The following is a 17,245-nucleotide window of genomic DNA, read 5'->3' as shown; positions in this document are numbered from 1 at the left end:
CTCTCGCCCCTAAAGTCCAAGCGTGAGCCGGACCGGAGTCCGACACCCCGGCCCACCCCGGTCACCGAACCGGCCCGGCACGCCCGGACCCCCGGCACCGGCGCCCGCCTCAGTCACCGAACCACCCCGGCACGTCCAGCCGGAACACGCCCGCGGGCGCCATCGTGCGCAGATCGTCCTCCAGCGCGCGCACCCGGCCCTCGCCGAGCACCCGGACCCACTCGGCACGCAGCCGGTCGAAGCCCTCGGCCGACGCGACCAGGACGTCGACGCCCCGCGCGGTCAGCCGGACCAGCTTGCGACGGCCGTCGCGGGGGTCATCGACGCGCTCCACATAGCCGAGCCCCTCCAGCTTCTCGACGGTCTTGCCCGCGGCCTGCTTGGAGACCCCGAGCCGTCGGCCGACCTCACTGGCCGTCGCCCCGTCACGGCCGACGGCCTGGAGCGCGAATCCGTGCGCGGGCCGCACGTCGGGATGCCCCCGCTCGGCGAGCTCACGGTGCAACTCATCGATGATCGACCGGAACCCGGCGAACATCAGCAGGGGCAGCTCGAAGCCCGCCCCGGCACTCGCGGACGACCGGGCCGCCGCCCCGGCCCTCGGCTCAGCCATTGCGAAACTCGACAACCTGGTTTACTTTTTCGTCAATCACGTTGTCGAGTTTAACGTGAGCACCCACGGTGAGAACCCACCACGAGAGGTCACCCATGCCCGCGTCCGCGTTCCCCGTCCACACCCTCGAATCCGCCCCGCCCGCCGCCCGCCGCACCATGGAGGCGGTGTCGCGGAAACAGGGCTACCTGCCCTCCGCGGTCGCCCTGCTCGCCTCGTCCCCCGAACTGCTCGACGGCTTCCTGAAGATCAGCGCACTCTTCGAGTCGACCACCCTGGACCCGCTCTCCCGCGAGGCCCTGATCATGACGATGGCGGTCCGCAACGAGTGCCACGTCTGCGTGGCGATGCACAGCGCGAAGCTCACCGCCCTCGACGCCGCCCCCGAGGTGCTCGCCGCGCTGCGCGAGCAGCGCGTGGTCCCGGACGAACGACTGGAGGCGATGAGGCAGTTCACCCTGTCCGTGATCGCGACGGCCGGAGCCGTGGACGACGGGACGCTCCAGGCGTTCCTGGCCCACGGGTACACCACCCGCAACGCCCTGGAAGTGGTCCTGGGCATCGGTGCGTACACGATGTCGACGCTGGGCAACCGGATGACGGGGGCGTCGCCGGATCCCCAAATGGCCGCCTTCGCCTGATCGTTGGCGGCCTCCCGCCCCGGGGCGGGACGGGAGGGGCGGTGACTGCGGCCCTCCCACCCGGTTGCGGCGGCCGAACGGCTGGATCGGGGCGAACCGCCGCACGCCCCGTTGCCCGCCCCTTTCCCCGTCGTTAAGTTGCCCACCGCACAGCCCTGTTGTCGCATGCACCACCATGAACAACACCGAGGAGTGCGGACCATGCCGGAACCTTCCCTGCCCTTCAGCTCCTCCCGACCGTCGAGACGTACGCTGCTGGGCACCGCCGGAGCCGTCGGCGCCGCCGCCGCGATCGGTGCCGCCGCACCCTCCCGTGCCGGCGCGCGGGCCGCACCGTCCGCCCCACCGCGCGCCTCCCGGGGCCTCGCCCCCGCACGCGAGGCCCTGAGCCGTCTGCTGCCGGACCACGCGGACCAGTTCCGCATCCGCGCGCTCCCGGGCGTCGACGGCCCCGACCGCTTCCGGGTCACCGGCGCCACCGGCCGGATCGAGATCGCCGCCACCACCCCGGCCGCCGCCCTCACCGGGGCGCACTGGTATCTCAAGTACACCTGCCACCGGGTCGTTTCATGGGCCGGCAGCCGCACCGACCTCCCCCACCGGCTCCCCGCCCCCCGCGCTCCCGTCGAACGGTCCGCGACCGTGCCGCACCGGTTCGCCCTCAACGACACCCACGACGGCTACACCGCCCCGTACGCCGACTGGCCCCGCTGGGAACGAATGATCGACGTCCTCGCCCTGCACGGCTGCAACGAGGTCCTGGTCACCGCCGGGCAGGAGGCCGTCTACCACCGCCTGCTCCAGGACTTCGGCTACACCGACGCCGAGGCCCGCGCCTGGCTGCCGGCACCGTCCCACCAGCCGTGGTGGCTGCTCCAGAACATGAGCGGTTACGGCGGACCGCTCGGCCCCGAGCTGATCGGCCGACGTGCCGAACTCGGCCGGCACATCGCCGACCGGATGCGGGAACTGGGCATGGCACCGGTGTTCCCCGGCTACTTCGGCACGGTTCCGGACGGCTTCGTGGCCCGCAACCCTGGGGCCCGCGTCGTCCCGCAGGGCACCTGGAACGGGCTGCGCCGCCCCGACTGGCTCGACCCGCGCACACCCGTCTTCGCCGAGGTGGCCGCCGCCTTCTACCGCCACCAGGAGGAGCTGTTCGGCCCGGCGGACCACTTCAAGATGGACCTGCTGCACGAGGGCGGCACCGCCGGTGACGTCCCCGTGCCGGACGCCGCCCGCGCCGTCGAATCGGCCCTGCGGACCGCGCGCCCCGCCTCGACCTGGCTCATCCTCGGCTGGCAGGCCAATCCGCGGCCGGCCCTGTTGGAGGCGATCGACACCGACCGGATCCTGATCGTCGACGGTCTCTCCGATCTGGACACGGTCACCGACCGGGAGAAGGACTGGGGCGGCGCTCCCTACGCCTTCGGCACCATTCCGAACTTCGGCGGCCGTACGACGATCGGCGCGAACACCGACCGCTGGACGGAGAAGTTCACGGCCTGGCGCGACAAGCCGGGCAGCGCACTGGCCGGTACGGCGTACATGCCGGAGGCGACCGAACGCGATCCGGCCGCGTTCGAGCTGTTCAGCGAGTTGGCCTGGCGGACCGGGAAGATCGACCGGGAGGCCTGGTTCCGGGAGTACCCACAGGTCCGTTACGGCGGCCGCGACCGGTCCGCCGAGGCGGCCTTCGCCGCACTGGCCGCCACGGCGTACCGGCTGACGAGCACGGACGGGCGCCCCGTCGACTCCCTCTTCTCCCGTCGCCCGAGCATCACCGCGTCGGTCGGCACCGCCTTCGACCCGGCCGGATTCGACCGGGCGTTCGCGGCACTCCTCGACGTGCATCCGTCCCTGCGCGACTCGGACACCTACCGCCACGACCTCACCGACCTGGCCCGGCAGGCGCTCGCCGACCGCTCCCGGACCCTGCTGCCGCGACTCCGGGCCGCCCACGCGGACGGGGACGGGGACGGATTCCGCGCGCTCGCCGCTCTCTGGCTGAGGCTGATGCGGCTGACGGATGCGATGTCCGGCTGTCACCGGGCCTTTCTGCTGGGGCCGTGGCTGGAGGACGCCAAACGGCTGGCGACGAGCCCGGCGGAGGCGGTGCGACTGGAACGGACGGCGCGCACCCTGATCACCACCTGGGCGGACCGGACGGCCGCCGACAATCTCAGCAACTACGCCAACCGCGACTGGCAGGGGCTGATGAGCGAGGTTCATCTCCCGCAGTGGCGGGCGTACCTGGACGAACTGGCCGACGCGCTCGACGAGGGCAGAGCGGCGAAGCCCTTCGACTGGTACGTGGGCGAGGAGGAGTGGACCCGGCGGAGCACGGGCTTCCCGGTGCGGCCGACGGGCGATGCCCATCGCACGGCCCGGCGGGTCTTCGACGTCCTGTCCACCGCGCCGTACCAGGGGACCGTCACGGTCCTCGCCGATCCGGTGGCGTTCACCCCGGGCGGCTCCGGCACGGTGACGGCCGCCTTCCGCAATCTGAACGGACTGCGGCCCACCGGGCGGATCGACTTCGCGCTCACAGGCCTTGACGCCCGTGCGACGGGCGACACCTTCGTCGAGGAGGTCGCGGCCGGCGGTTCGGGCTCGGTCGGCTGGCGGGTGACCGCCCCGTCCGAGCCGATGACCGCACCGCTGGTGCCGATGCCGTACGAGCTGCGCACCGCGTACGGACCACGCGGCGAGGAACGGGTGACCGATCGGCAGCGCGGCGCGGTGTACATGGCGGCTCCCCTGGAGGCCGGCTGGCGCACGTACACGGTCAACGCGGCGGTCTTCGGGCAACTGGGCGAGCGGTACGCGATCAACGGCGCGGGCCAGGACCTGTGGAAGGGCACCGCGCAGTTCGGCACGGCGTACCGGGAGGGGGCGTGGGCCGACGGGTCGTCCGTGACCGTGCGGGTCGACGCGCAGGAGAACACCGGGGGCTGGGCACGGTCCGGCATCGTGGTGCGCGACGGCCTCGCGACACCGGGCTCCGCCGGGTTCCTGAATCTGGCGGTGACGCCGTCCAACGGTGTGGTGCTGTCGTACGACACGAACGGCGACGGCACGCTCGACGCGTACCAGCGGATCACCGGGATCAAGGCCCCGGTGCTGCTCCGGCTGACCCGGACCGGGGGCGCCTGCACCGGTTCCTGTTCCACCGACGGCGGGGTGACCTGGCGGACGGTGGCCACGGTCTCGGTGCCGGGAGCGGCGGCGCTGCAGGACGTGGGGATGTTCATGAGCGCGACGAACGGCGGGAGCGGGCTGCGCGGCACGGTCGAGTTCAGTGGATGGCGGCTCTCGTGAACCGTGCCCGGACACCGCGCGCACCCATGCTCCGGGGCACACCGTGACGCACCGGGGTGACCATCGCACGATTCGCTCGTTCTGCCGATCGTGCGCCCACTGCCCGAGGTACCTTCCGCAGCCGCCCCCGCCGGGGCGGAGCAGGCCGCGCTCGTCGCGCACTATCCGCGACTGGTCCGGCTCGGCTATCTCGTGCTGCCGCCGTCGCTCGGCAGCCATCGCCGCGTTCTGGCGGCTCACACACTGGCCCAGCGGTCGCTGTTGTCGGTGCGCCGGGAAGGCGGTGCGGCCGAGGGCGGCGTTCCGCTGCCGCGTCGGCCCGGCGGCCCGGCGCCGGACCCGCCCTACGCCCGGGTCCGCGAGCGGGTGCTGCGTGCGGCGCTGACGGCGGGCCGTCCATGGCACCGCGTCCGGCTGCCGCCGTTCCTCCCGCTGGTGTGGGGGCTGCGGCTGTTCCCGCACTCGGGCGGGTCGGACGAACTCGCCCTGGAGCACGCCCTGTCGGCACTGTCCGGTCCCGGGCGCGCCGCCCATGTCCTGCGCGGCCTGGAGCGGCTGGCCGACGACGAGGTGCGGCGGGTGCTGGCCGCCACCGGGGTGGCGCACCCGCATGCGGCGCTCGCGGAGGCGGACGGCGTGTCGGCACCGTACGCGCTCCTCGCGTCCCCGGAGTTCGATCCCTGTTCGCTCCAGGCCCGCCCGCCGGATCTGCCGCGCCGTCGCCGACGCGCGAGGGCGGCGGTGGCGGCCGTCGCCGCGCTGCTGGTGTGTGCGGCACTGCTGGGGCTGCCGGGCGGCGGCTGGGGACGCGACACGTCGCCCGGGTCGCCGCGCCCCCGTCAGGTCTCCGCCGCGCAGTCCCTGGATCCCGGCGCGTTGGGCAGGGTGCCGGCGACGTACTGGCGGCGCTCGCCCCGTACCGACTTCACCTCCTGGCCCACCCGGGGCGACCGCGCCCGGGACCTCCGGCTGCTGCGCCGCGCGCTCACCGCATGGGCGCGACCGGACGGCGGGGTGCGCGTGTCGGCGACCACGGGCACTCCCACGGGGCCGCCGATGGGCGCCCCCCAGTTGCTGTATGCGGGCGGGGTGGGCCGGGCGACGGTGGTGCTGTTCTACGACGGGCTGCGCGTCGTGCGGTACGCGGAACCGCGCGACACCGCTCCGGCCGCGGGCGCGGCCCTCGACTTCGCCCGGGTCGACAGTGCCGACAGGGCCTCGGCGGGCGCCCTGGTCGCGGGCCGTACGGGCGACCGGATCCGCTATCTCACCGCGCCCTGGGTGCGTGCGGTGTCCGTACGGGATCTGCTCGCTCCGGGCGGCGGCGCGCGGCCCCTGCACCGCACCGCCGACGGCGTGACCGCCGCGCTGAGGAGCACGGTCATGGCCCGGAGCTGTCGCGTCTGGGACGCGATCGAACTGCGGGACGGCTCGACGACCCGTCTGATGACGGACCTCGGCGAGCTGACTCCCGCCCGGCTGACGTCGGGGCCACCGTCGGCACCGCACGATGTCGACGGGCGGGCGGAGCGGGACAGCTGGGCGCGGACCGCCTGCCTGCTGCCGGCGGTCCGTTCGCACGGTGTGCGAACGGTGAACTCCTGGCAGTACGCCGAGCAGCCGCTGCCGGAGGGCAACGGCTCGGCGCGCTGGCTGTGCACCAGGGCGGAGACCTGGCGGGGTGCCGGGAGCCGGGTGCTCGCCCAGTTCCAGGCCCCGTCGGCCCCGTCCGTGGCGACGGGCGGGCCGCCCGGAGCGGTCGCGGCCCGCGCCGAGGACTCACCGGCGTGCGGAACGCGCGAACCACGGGTGCTGGCCGGGGTGTTGTGGAAGTCGCACGGTGGCCACTGGTACGTACTGGCCGCGGGCAGCGAGCAGTTCGTCTCGCTGACCACGTCGGGCGGGGTGGAGGGGAGGTCCGACGGCCGGTTCCTCGCCGTGCCCGCAGGGGCGGGCGACCGGGCCCGGCTGAACGGGACACTGGCGGACGGCGGCCGGACGGGCGCCCTGCGCTGACGGCCCGAACCCCCGGGAGCTCCGGAGATTTCCACGCACGCCTCTGTTCCCGCGGCTTACCCATCAGTACATTGACACCATGTCTAACACGCAGCCAGCGCCGGTCGCGTCGGAGCGGACGCAGCTCATGGCCCGCAAGGTCTCCTTCGCCTGGGAGAAGACCCCCCTGCACTGGGTGCCGGGCGATCCGTTCACCACGCACACCATCAATGTGCTCCACCTGCTGCTGCCCGCCGGGGAGCGATGGTTCATCCATGTGTACCGGCAGGTGCTGCCGTACATCCATGACGAGCAACTGCGCCAGGACGTCATCGGGTTCATCGGCCAGGAGGCCGTGCACTCCCAGGCGCACGACGACGTCCTGCCGCGTCTGAAGCAGCTCGGTCTCGATCCGACGCCGTACACCGCGCAGGTCGACTGGTTCTTCGAGAAGCTGCTGGGCGACCGGACGCTGCCGCCGGGCCGGGCGCGCAGATGGTGGCTGATGGAACGGGTGGCGACGATCGCCGCGATCGAGCACTACACCGCCTTCCTGGGCGACTGGGTGCTGAACGCCGACGAACTGGACCGGCGCGGCGCCGATCCGACGATGCTGGACCTGCTGCGCTGGCACGGCGCGGAGGAGGTCGAGCACCGCTCGGTCGCGTTCGACGTGTTCATGCATGTCGACGGCAGCTACCGGCGGCGGGTTCGGACCTGGGCCACGGCGTTCACCGCCCTGCTCTTCTTCTGGCAGCGCGGCACGCGTTTCTTCATGGAGAACGACCCGACCCTGCTCCACGGCAAGGCCTCGTTCAAGGAGTTCTACATCAGCGGCAGGCGTGGCACCCTGCCCGCGACCGGTGATCTGCTGCGCTCCATCCCCCGTTACCTGAGCCAGGCCTACCATCCCTCGCAGGAGGGCAGCACCGCCCAGGCCGTCGACTATCTCGCCCAGTCGCCCGCGGCCACGGCCGCCGAGGCCCGTATGACGGGAACCAGCTGACCATGCCGCTCCCCCTGCCCCGCCTGCGCACCGTCGTCCTCGTCACCGGCGCCGCGCTGCTCGCGAAGCGGGCCATGCGCAAGCGCATCCAAAACTCCCCGCTCTGGCCGCTTCCGGCCCTGGAGAACCCGGTCTCGGGCCACTCCGACCGCAGCCCCACCACCACCCGCCGGCTGCTGATCACGGAGCGGACCAGCCCCGCCGAGGGTGTGGTCCGGCTCCGCCTGGAGGGTTCCGACCTGCCCGCCTGGCAACCGGGCGCGCATCTCGATCTCCTCCTTCCCTCCGGCCTGGTCCGCCAGTACTCCCTCTGCGGGGACCCGTCCGACCGCGACACGTACACGATCGCGACCCGCCTGGTCGAGGACGGCCGGGGCGGCTCCCGCGAGGTGCACACCGACTTCCACGAGGGCATGGAGGTCGAGGTCCGCGCCCCCCGCAACCGCTTCCCCCTCGCCGAGGCCCCCGCGTACCTCTTCGTCGCCGGCGGCATCGGCATCACCCCGATCCTGCCGATGCTGCGGTCCGTGGCCGCCTCGGGCGCCGAGTGGCGACTGCTGTACGGCGGCCGGTCCCGTGCCTCGATGCCCTTCCTCGACGAGATCGAGAAACTGGGCGCGGAGGGCGGCCGGGTGACGATCGTCCCCGCCGACGAGGCGGGTCACCCGGACACGGCCGCGGCCCTGGCAAACACGGTCGAGGGCACAGCCGTCCACTGCTGCGGCCCGGAGCCGCTGATGGACGCGGTCGCAGCGGCCCTCCCGCCCGGCCGCACCCTGCATCTGGAACGCTTCACGGCGGCGACCACGTCGTCCACCGACTCCGGCCCTTTTGAGGTCGAACTGCGGCGCTCCGGCCGCACGGTCCGGGTGGCGCCGGACCAGTCGGTGCTGGCCGCGGTGCGCGAGGAGCTTCGTCACGTCTCGTACTCCTGCGAGCAGGGCTTCTGCGGAACGTGCCAACAGCGCGTCCTGGAGGGCGAGATCGACCACCGCGACGAACTCCTGACGGACTCGGAACGGGACGATTCGATGCTGATCTGCGTGTCGCGGTGCCGGGGGGAGAGGCTGGTACTGGACCTGTGACGGCGGATGGCCGGATGTCGCCCAGCGCGGTGGGCCGCCCCGGCCCGCCACCCCTCCCCCACAGCCCCACTCGGTACGCTGTCCACCATGACGACCGGGGTGCGGCGCAGGATGGGCGTCGAGGAGCGCAGGCAGCAGCTGATCGGTGTCGCGCTGGAGCTGTTCAGTCACCGTTCCCCGGACGAGGTGTCGATCGACGAGATCGCGGCCGCTGCCGGGATCTCGCGGCCGTTGGTCTACCACTACTTCCCGGGAAAGCAGAGCCTGTACGAGGCGGCGCTGCGACGGGCGGCCGACGAGCTGGCGGCGCGGTTCGTGGAGCCGCGCGAAGGTCCTCTCGGGGAACGGCTGTTGAGGGTGATGGGCAGGTTCTTCGACTTCGTCGAGGAGCACGGGCCCGGGTTCTCGGCGTTGATGCGGGGCGGACCCGCGGTCGGGTCGTCGACGGCCGACGCGATGATCGACGGGGTGCGACAGGCGGCGTACGAGCAGATCCTGGCCCATCTGGGGGTCGAGGATCCCCCGGCGCGGCTGGAGTTGGTCGTGCGGTCGTGGGTGTCGCTGGCCGAGTCGACGGCGCTGATCTGGCTCGACGGGCGGCGGATCGCGCGCGCGGAGCTGGAGTTGCAGCTGGTGCACGACTTCGCGGCGCTGGCCGCGGTGAGTGCCGCGTACGACACGGAGATGGCGGGCGTCGTGCTGCGGGTCCTCGGACAGGAACCGGCGGACGGGCCGTTCGGGGAGCTGCTGAACCGGCTCTCCGCGCTGGCGCCCGCCGTGCCGGCCGTTCCCGTGCAGCGACTCCCGTAGCCCCGGACGGGACGGCCCTCAGCCGAGCAGTTCGCCCTGGAGCGCGGCCGCCAGGCCGACCTCCGCGTTGTCCGTCCGGCCCCGGTCGAAGGCGCGCTGGTAGGCGGCGTCGCCGACGGCCGCGCGGGCCTGGCGTTCGCACGCCTCGCGCAACGGGCCCAGTTCCGGGGTGCCGCGCTGTGGGTGGCCGACCATGCGCCAGTAGACCTGCCCCGTGCCGTACACCTGGGCGGCGCGGGCGCCCGCGCCCTGGGCGGCGATCGCCGCGGCCAGGATGTCCAGGCCGAGCGCGATGCCGAAGCGGTCGCGCATGCGGTGCTTGCCCGCGAGCATCGAGCGGGCGTAGGAGGCGGAGGATTCGGCGTCTCCCCGCAGCAGGGCGATCAGGGCGAGTTGATAGTCGACATAGCTGCGGGTCCAGCACTCGTCCTGGGCCTCGCAGGCCGAGCGCAGGGTCATGGCCGCCTTCACCGCCTCGTCCAGCCGCCCCAGGCTGGTCAGCGCGAAGACCGTGATGAGGTGGCAGCGCAGCCGGTAGGCCGATTCGAGCGGGGTGGCGGCGCCGGTGATGCGCAGCACCCGGGCGACCTGGCGCAGACCCGCCTCGGGGCGGCCGGTCATCAGATGGGTGAGCCCGCACAGATAGGCGGCGGCGAGAATGCCTTCGTCGGTCCCGTCGCGGGCCGCCGACCGGGTGCACTCCCTGCCCAGGCGCCGGGCGGCCGGGTAGTCGCCCTGGAGCATGACGGTGATGCCCAGCACCCACAGGGCGCGGGTGCGGTGGGGGCCCTCGGCCGGGCCGACGTCCAGGGCGCGCTGCGCGTACTCACGGGTCTGCGGCAGATGACCGCAGCAGCACCAGAAGAAGCCGATCCGGCCCGCCATCTCCTGGGCGGTCGCGGTGTCGTGGGCCAGCAGGTGGTCGAGGGCGGCGCACAGGTCGGCGTGCGACTCGGCGATGCGGTGGTACCAGAAGATCTGGTCGTCGCCGGTCCAGCCCTGGTGGGCGTGGCGGGCCAGGCCGAGGAAACAGGCGGCGTGCCGGTCGGCGGCGGCCCGTTCCTCGCCGAGTTCGGCGAGCCACATCCGTCCGTACTCGCGGATGGCGCCGAGCATCCGGTGGCGTGCGCCGTCCCGTCCGACGACGGACTTGGCGACCAGGCCGTTCAGCGCCTCGGTCACACCGTCCGCGGTGAGCGGCCCCTCGGCGCAGACCTCCCGGGCCGTGGCCTCGTCGAAGTCGCCGCGCAGCACGGTCAGCCGCGCCCAGAGCAGCCGTTCCAACGGGGTGCACAGCTCATGGCTCCAGCCGATGGCGGTACGCAGGGTGCGGTGGCGCGGCTGCCGGATCGACGCGTCGGCCGGTACGTCGAAGCGGGAGCCGATCCGCACGGCCACCTGCTCGACGGTGTCCCGGCCGAGGGCTCCCGCCGCGAGTTCGATGGCGAGCGGAATGCCTTCGAGGCGGCGGCAGATCTCCTCGGCCGCCTCGGCGTTGCCCGGCGCGTCGAGGGCCAGCCGCGGAGCCGCCGAGGCCGCCCGGTCCCGGAACAGGGTCAGTGCGTCACCGGCGCCCTCGACGGGCAGCGGTCGCACCTCGACGAGCCGTTCGCCCCTGATGCCCAGGGGCTGCCGGCTGGTCGCCAGCACGGTGAGACCCGGTGACGTGGTGAGGATCTCGCCGAGCAGATGCGCACACGCGGGGCGCAGGTGCTCGCACGAGTCGAGGACCAGCAGCAGTTCCTTGTCGGTGAGCCATTCGCACAGCGCGTCGATGGGCATGCGCCGGGTGTGGTCGGAGAGCCCGACGGCGTCGGAGACGGTCGCGATGAGCAGTCCGTCGTCGTGGAGCGGGGAAAGGTCCGCCCACCAGGCTCCGTCGCGGTGTGCGGGCGCCGCCTGCCGGGCCGCACGGACGGCGAGCCTGGTCTTGCCGACGCCGCCGCTGCCGGTGAGGGTGGTCAGCCGGTGCGTGGCGAGGGTGTGTTCGAGCCGGGCAAGTTCCGCTTTCCGTCCGACAAAGCTCGTTGTCTCCTCGGGAATGTTGCTCGCCATGGTCACCGTCGCCGAAAACAGATGGACCGGCCGGTCCCGGCCCCTGGTTCCGTACGGTTCAGGCATGGGAGGACACCTGACGTACCGGAAAGGGGGCCTGGACCGGCCGGGGGTGGGAGGGCGCGCCCGGAAGTGCGGTACTGCGGCACTCCCGGACGGCTGCTGCCTCCCAACGTAGCCCGTTTTGGCTCAGCTCAGCGCAAACACCGCCACTGTGCGGCCCGGGACGGTGAAGCTTCCCGAACTCCGCTCGTAGGAGGACTTCTTCACGGTAGGGTCCGCGCCCGCGACCTGGACGGGATGCAGGGAGTACCGCTCCCCCGCCAGACCGGCGATCCGCTGGGTCTCGGTACCGGGGGCCGCGTTGAGGACGACCACCAGCCTGCCGAGCCGCATGGTGATCACCCCGGGCGTCTCGTCCTTCCCGGAGAGCGGGAAGGACAGGGCGGACTGCACCTGTGCGGTGGTGGCGAGATCGAAGTCCTTCTCCGTCGCACGGATGGTGAGCAGGTCCCGGTAGGCCGCCGATGCGCCGTCGATCTGGGCGCACCCCGGCCTGAGCGCGGCGTCCGCCAGCAGCGGCCGTGCGTAGGACCACTTGGACGCGTTGTCGGCGGCCGGCGGCAGCCCGCGGCCGAAGCCGTTGCCGTCGCGGCAGTCCCAGTGCAGGGCGTTGAACCAGTCGCCGCTGTCGTACGAGTTGCGGTCCAGGGACTTGGAGCGCAGCAGGTCGGTGCCCGCCTGGGAGAGCGAGGGGCCCTGCGAGAGGGTGGCCGTCGCCATCGCCAGCACCTGCATGCGGGCCCGGTCCGCGGCCGGGGTGCCCGCCGGGAGCTTGAAGGCGAGTGCGTCGTACAACGACTCGTTGTCGTGGGCGTCCGCGTAGGCGAGGGCGTCGCCGGGGACCGCGGCGTATCCGGCGGGGGCGCCGTTGTAGTCGACGCCGGACCCCTTGACGGTCTTCCCCGAGGAGTCGGTGAAGGTGTAGTCGGCGAGGTTGCCGGTGAGGCCGACCTTGATCAGGTCCTGGTAATGGAGCAGCCGGGCCTTCTGTTCGGCCCGGGTGCCGTTGGCGGTCGAGGTGTTGGGGTCGGTGTAGAGGCCGGTGGCGAAGCCCTGCACGCCCGGGTCCTCGTCGAAGGGGCTGCCGCCGCGGACGGCGTCGCGGGCCCGGTCGGAGAAGGTGGCGATGCCGGTGCCGGCCATGTTCTTCTGGGTGGCCTGGACGAAGCGGGCGTCGTCGGCGATCTCGCCGAAGTTCCAGCCCTCCCCGTACAGGATGATCTTCTTCCCGTCGACGCCGTCCTTCGCCGGGGTCAGCGCGTCCAGCGCCTTGCGGACGGCGAGGATGTTGGCCTTCGGGTGGTGGCCCATGAGGTCGAAGCGGAAACCGTCGACCTTGTACTCCTTGGCCCAGGTGACGACCGAGTCCACGACGAGCTTGCCCATCATGGTGTTCTCGGGAGCGGTGTTGGCGCAGCAGGTGGAGGTGGCGACGGTGCCGTCGTCCAGCAGCCGCTGGTAGTAGCCGGGCACGATCCGGTCGAGTACGGACTTGTCGTCCTGGCCGGAGGCGACGGTGTGGTTGTAGACGACGTCCATGACGGTCCGCAGGCCCGCGCCGTTCAGCCCCTGGACCATCTGCCGGAACTCGACGGTGCGCCGGGTGCCGTTCGGGTCGGAGGCGTAACTGCCCTCCGGGACGGTGTAGTGCAGCGGGTCGTAGCCCCAGTTGAAGCCGTCCCGCGCCGCGGTCTTGGCGACGCAGGCCTGCTGTTCCTCGGAGTCGGGGGCGTACACGGACAGGTCGCAGGCCGGTTTCCGCTGATCGGACTTCTTCTCGGGGACGGTGCCGATGTCGAAGGCGGGCAGCAGGTGGACGTAGCTCGTGCCGGCGTCTGCGAGCCGCTTGAGGTGCCGCATCCCGTCGGAGCGGGTGTCGGTGAAGGCGAGGTATTCGCCGGGGTGCTTCGAGGTGCGGTCCGCGATCGAGAAGTCCCGGATGTGCAGCTCCTGGATCTCGGCGTCGCGCAGCGGGACGGCGGCGGGCTTCCGCAGCCCGGACCAGCCCTTCGGCGCGAGGCCCGGGTCGTCGAGGTCGACGACGAGGCTGCGGGCGGAGTCCGTGGTCAGTGCGGTGGAGTAGGGGTCGGTGACCCGGTTGGTGACCATCTTGCCGACGGTGGGCGCCCAGACGTCGACCACGTAGCGGTAGGGCTTGCCCGTCCATGCCCCGGTGCCCGTGACGGACCACACGCCGGTGCGGTCGTCCCGGCGCATCGGGACGCTGCGGCCGTCCAGTTCGAGTGCGACGGTGCGGGCGGTGGGTGCCCAGACGGACAGGGTGGGGCGGCCGTGGTCGAAGACCGGGCCGAGCGAGGCGGTGGCCGCGTTCTTCCCGTAGAGGTCGTCGAGCACGCCCGCGCTCTGTACGCCGGTGGCGGCGAGCAGGGCGCCGTTGGCGGCGCGCTGGGTGGCGATCAGCTGACCGCGCAGCGCCTCGCGGATCCGGTCCCGGTCCCGTGCGTCGACGGTGAACGCCGGATAGTCCTTGAGGTGCGGGTGCTTCGCCTTCTGGGCGTCGGTCAGCGCGGACGGGACGAGCCGCAGCCACTGGCCCTCGTCGGAGAGCGCACCGTCGACGACGGAGATGCCCCCGTCCTTCGCGTAGACGAGCTGCTGGCTGGTGGCTTCGGTGGCCTTCACCTTCCATACGACGGTGTCGGAGTCGATCCACTGCGCCTCGGCCCCGGTGAGGTCGGGGGTGGGCACGCCGCCGGTCTGCGGCAGGAGGTAGCCGGGGGTGCCGGCGAGCATCCACACCTCGTGCCCGTAGGTGGCGAGGTCGAGCGACTGGTCGCTCGGCAGATCCTTCTCGTCGCCCTTGTGGAGGATGTAGCCGAGCGAGGTGGCGCCGTCGGTGAGCGGCACCTCGAAGGTGACACCGGAGGCGTCCTTCTTCACCGGCCGGAGCGGCTTCGCCCAGTCGGTGGGGTCCTTGGCGCCGGTCCAGGTGTGCAGCCCCCAGCCGTCGTAGTCGCCGTCGGCCCGGTAGTAGTGCAGTACGGCCTTCGTCGTGTCCTGCGGCGGATAGGCACCGGCGGGGGCCTCCTCGGCCTGGCCGTCGGCGCCCTGCTCGATCCAGACCTGTCCGGTCCTCGCGAGGTCGACGGTGCGCTGCGGTCCGTCGGCGGTGCCGTTCTTCTCCACGGTGTACGGGAGGGAGGAGGCGCCCTCGTCGAGCTTGATCCAGGCGAAGGCGCCGTAGGTGTCCCGCCCGGTGAACGCGGCGGTCTCGTCGCCCGCCTTGAGCTGCCAGCCGTCGTAGTCGCCGTCCGCGCGCCGGTAGTGGACGACGGCGTGGTCGCGTTCGACCGCGACGGGCTTCTCGGCGACGGGTGGCTGCCCGGCCGTGGACGAGGCGAGGGCACTCGCGGTCCGGCCGGTCCGGTCGACGACGACCGCCTTGTACCGCAGGGGTGTTCCGGCGGTGACCGTGTCGCCCAGGGTCTGGGTGACCTTGTACGGGGCGTGGTCGGCGGAACCGAGGGTGACCCACTCCCCATTGCCGGTCTGGGCGGCGAAGACGACCCGGTTCAGCTGTCCGCCGTCGACGTCGGCGGTGATCTCCACGGTGCCGGTGGCCCCGGCGGCGGGCGCCTTCAGGGTGACCGAGGGCTTGGCGGCGGGTTCGTCCATCGTCCTCGCGGCGCGCAGCACGATGCTCGACAGCGCGGGCACGGTGACGGTGATCTTCTTGTCGGCGCCGCTGCGGACGGTTCCCGAACCGCCGTACAGCGTGCCGAAGTCCATGCCGGCCGATGCGGTGGTCAGCTCGACGGTCCGCGGACCGGTGCCGTTGTTCGTCGCGACGACGTACTCACGGCCCTGCCGGCTGTCCGTGCGCGAGAAGGCGTACACGGAGCCCCGGGCGTGGAGCTCGGTCTGGACGCCGTCGCGCAGGGCCGGGTTCTTCCTGGTCAGCTCGGAGAGCGCGGCGATGTTCCGGTACAGCGGGTGGCTCGTGTCGTACGCGTCGGAGGCGTGGGTGCGGTCGGTGCCCAGCTCGTCGTCGTCGAGGTAGTCGGGGGTCTTCGAGGCGAACATGGTCTGCCGGGCGTCCTTGTCGCCGCCCGCGCCGGTGAAGCCCTGCTCGTCGCCGTAGTAGACAACAGGGTTGCCGCGGCTGAGGAACATCACCTCGTTGGCGAGCCTGGCGCGCCGGACGAGTTCGGCGTCGTCGGCCTTCGGGTTGTCCTGCTTGAGGAACATCCCGATGCGGCCCATGTCGTGGTTGCCGAGGAAGGTCACCTGCTCGTAGGCGTTGGCCTTGTCGGTGGTGTACCGGTAGTCGTCGGCGAAGACGGCGGAGAGCTTCGAGGCGGAGGCGCCCTGCGAGGCGTACTGCCTGGCCGCTTCCTGGAACGGGAAGTCGAGTGTCGCGTCGAGCCGGCCCTGCGTGACGTAGCGCGAAGTGATCGCGGTGTCGGCGGAGTAGACCTCGCCGAACATGAAGAAGTCCTTGCGGCCGCGCTTGGCGGCGTAGGCGTCCAGCGCCGTCGCCCACTGGGTCCAGAAGTCCAGGTCGACGTGTTTGACGGTGTCGATCCGGAAGCCGTCGATGTCGAAGTCCCGGACCCACTTCCGGTAGATCTTCTCCATGCCGGAGACGACCTCGGGCCGCTCGGTCCACAGGTCGTCGAGCCCGGAGAAGTCGCCGTACGTGGTGGACTCGCCGGCGTAGGTCGAGTCGCCGCGGTTGTGGTACATCGTCGGGTCGTCGAGCCAGGCCGGGACCTTGTGCCCGGTGTTCTTCGGTGTGTACGGGAACGAGTCCGCGTCCACCTTCGCCAGGCCCTTGCCGTCGTCGAACGGACGGCCGTCCCGGTCCAGGTACGGGTAGGCGCCCTTGGGCCGGTAGCCGTAGGTCTTCTCGGCGTAGTCGACGGTGTCCGCGGTGTGGTTGGTGATGACGTCGAAGAAGACCTTCATGCCCTTGCGGTGGGCCTTGTCGATCAGCTTGGACAGGTCGGCGTTGGTGCCGAAGTGCGGGTCGACCTGCGTGAAGTCGGTGATCCAGTAGCCGTGGTAGCCGGCCGAGGCGTCCTTGCCGGTGCCCTGGACGGGGCGGTTCTTGAAGATCGGGGCGAGCCAGATGGCGGTGGTGCCGAGATCCTTGATGTAGTCGAGCCGCTCGGTCAGCCCCTTGAGGTCGCCACCCTGGTAGAAGCCCTTGTCCGTGGGGTCGTAGCCGGTCTCCAGACGCGAGCCGGTGAGCCCGCCGCGGTCGTTGGAGGTGTCCCCGTCGGCGAACCGGTCGGGCATGACGAAGTAGAACTGCTCGCGCGTCAGATCGTGCCGGGCGGGCTCGGCGGCCAGCCGGGCGTCCGAGGGCGGGCCCGGGGGTCTCGGCGCGGCGGACGCGGATGCCGCCGGGACGACGGGGAGGAGCGCGGCGCAGAGCGCGGCCACGGCTCCCCGTCTCAGGGTGGAACGGGACACGGGCAGGGTCTCCTTGTGTACGGGGTGGGGATCTCGGGGTGGGCCGGGACCGCCGGGCGGCGGGTCGGGCGGGACGGGGGCCACCGGGGCGTCTCGGCGGACGGCGAGGGCGCCTCCCGCGAGCGCGGGTGCGGGCGAGCCGTCCGACGCCGCGTCACCCCGCGGGGTGCGCCGTGGTGCGCCCCCCTGCACGGTCAGGGGCGCCGCGTACGGGCCC

Annotated in this window: 9 protein-coding genes; 6 read left to right on the top strand and 3 right to left on the bottom strand. The window is 72.4% G+C overall.

What is annotated here, in order from left to right; all coding sequences use genetic code 11:
* Nucleotides 1-109 precede the first annotated feature (109 nt).
* Nucleotides 110-613, bottom strand: coding sequence for a MarR family winged helix-turn-helix transcriptional regulator (locus tag ACIRP2_RS04260; protein ID WP_404246365.1), 504 nt, complete (start codon nt 611-613; stop codon nt 110-112).
* A gap of 95 nt (nt 614-708) precedes the next feature.
* On the opposite strand from ACIRP2_RS04260, the gene ACIRP2_RS04255 reads away from it, so the two are divergent.
* From ACIRP2_RS04255 to ACIRP2_RS04230, 6 genes are all read left to right on the top strand, one after another.
* Nucleotides 709-1,254: a carboxymuconolactone decarboxylase family protein gene (locus ACIRP2_RS04255; protein WP_404246363.1), complete on the top strand. Its 546-nt coding sequence runs from the start codon at nt 709-711 to the stop codon at nt 1,252-1,254.
* Nucleotides 1,255-1,455: 201 nt separating this feature from the next.
* The gene (locus ACIRP2_RS04250) at nt 1,456-4,575 is read left to right on the top strand and encodes an alpha-N-acetylglucosaminidase (protein ID WP_404246360.1); all 3,120 of its coding nucleotides are present in this window, start codon (nt 1,456-1,458) and stop codon (nt 4,573-4,575) included.
* Between the two features lie 90 nt (nt 4,576-4,665).
* Nucleotides 4,666-6,591 (top strand): hypothetical protein, encoded by a 1,926-nt coding sequence (locus tag ACIRP2_RS04245; protein ID WP_404246358.1) that lies wholly within the window; start codon nt 4,666-4,668, stop codon nt 6,589-6,591.
* Nucleotides 6,592-6,670: 79 nt separating this feature from the next.
* A complete protein-coding gene (locus ACIRP2_RS04240) occupies nt 6,671-7,576 on the top strand; it encodes a metal-dependent hydrolase (RefSeq protein ID WP_404246356.1) in 906 nt (301 codons plus the stop codon).
* Between the two features lie 2 nt (nt 7,577-7,578).
* Complete coding sequence (locus ACIRP2_RS04235; protein WP_404246354.1) at nt 7,579-8,661, top strand: PDR/VanB family oxidoreductase; 1,083 nt, start codon at nt 7,579-7,581, stop codon at nt 8,659-8,661.
* A gap of 87 nt (nt 8,662-8,748) precedes the next feature.
* The gene (locus ACIRP2_RS04230) at nt 8,749-9,471 is read left to right on the top strand and encodes a TetR/AcrR family transcriptional regulator (RefSeq protein WP_404246352.1); all 723 of its coding nucleotides are present in this window, start codon (nt 8,749-8,751) and stop codon (nt 9,469-9,471) included.
* Between the two features lie 18 nt (nt 9,472-9,489).
* Here the strand turns inward: ACIRP2_RS04230 and ACIRP2_RS04225 are convergent, their stop codons facing one another.
* Complete coding sequence (locus tag ACIRP2_RS04225) at nt 9,490-11,526, bottom strand: ATP-binding protein (RefSeq protein WP_404247169.1); 2,037 nt, start codon at nt 11,524-11,526, stop codon at nt 9,490-9,492.
* Nucleotides 11,527-11,715: 189 nt separating this feature from the next.
* On the bottom strand, nt 11,716-17,028 hold the full coding sequence (pulA, locus tag ACIRP2_RS04220; RefSeq protein WP_404246350.1) for a pullulanase-type alpha-1,6-glucosidase: 5,313 nt from the start codon (nt 17,026-17,028) through the stop codon (nt 11,716-11,718).
* Nucleotides 17,029-17,245 lie beyond the last annotated feature (217 nt).

The organism is Streptomyces sp. NPDC101194 (assembly GCF_044767885.1).
Lineage (GTDB): Bacteria > Actinomycetota > Actinomycetes > Streptomycetales > Streptomycetaceae > Streptomyces.
The sequence above is the reverse complement of the archived record's forward strand: the minus strand, read 5'-3'. Positions and strand labels throughout refer to the sequence as shown.

Coding starts and splice junctions, on each gene's coding strand:
- ACIRP2_RS04225 (WP_404247169.1), bottom strand. CDS start 11,526: ATGGCGAGCAACATTCCCGAGGAGACAACGAGCTTTGTCGGACGGAAA.
- ACIRP2_RS04260 (WP_404246365.1), bottom strand. CDS start 613: ATGGCTGAGCCGAGGGCCGGGGCGGCGGCCCGGTCGTCCGCGAGTGCC.
- ACIRP2_RS04230 (WP_404246352.1), top strand. CDS start 8,749: ATGACGACCGGGGTGCGGCGCAGGATGGGCGTCGAGGAGCGCAGGCAG.
- ACIRP2_RS04250 (WP_404246360.1), top strand. CDS start 1,456: ATGCCGGAACCTTCCCTGCCCTTCAGCTCCTCCCGACCGTCGAGACGT.
- ACIRP2_RS04235 (WP_404246354.1), top strand. CDS start 7,579: ATGCCGCTCCCCCTGCCCCGCCTGCGCACCGTCGTCCTCGTCACCGGC.
- ACIRP2_RS04255 (WP_404246363.1), top strand. CDS start 709: ATGCCCGCGTCCGCGTTCCCCGTCCACACCCTCGAATCCGCCCCGCCC.
- ACIRP2_RS04240 (WP_404246356.1), top strand. CDS start 6,671: ATGTCTAACACGCAGCCAGCGCCGGTCGCGTCGGAGCGGACGCAGCTC.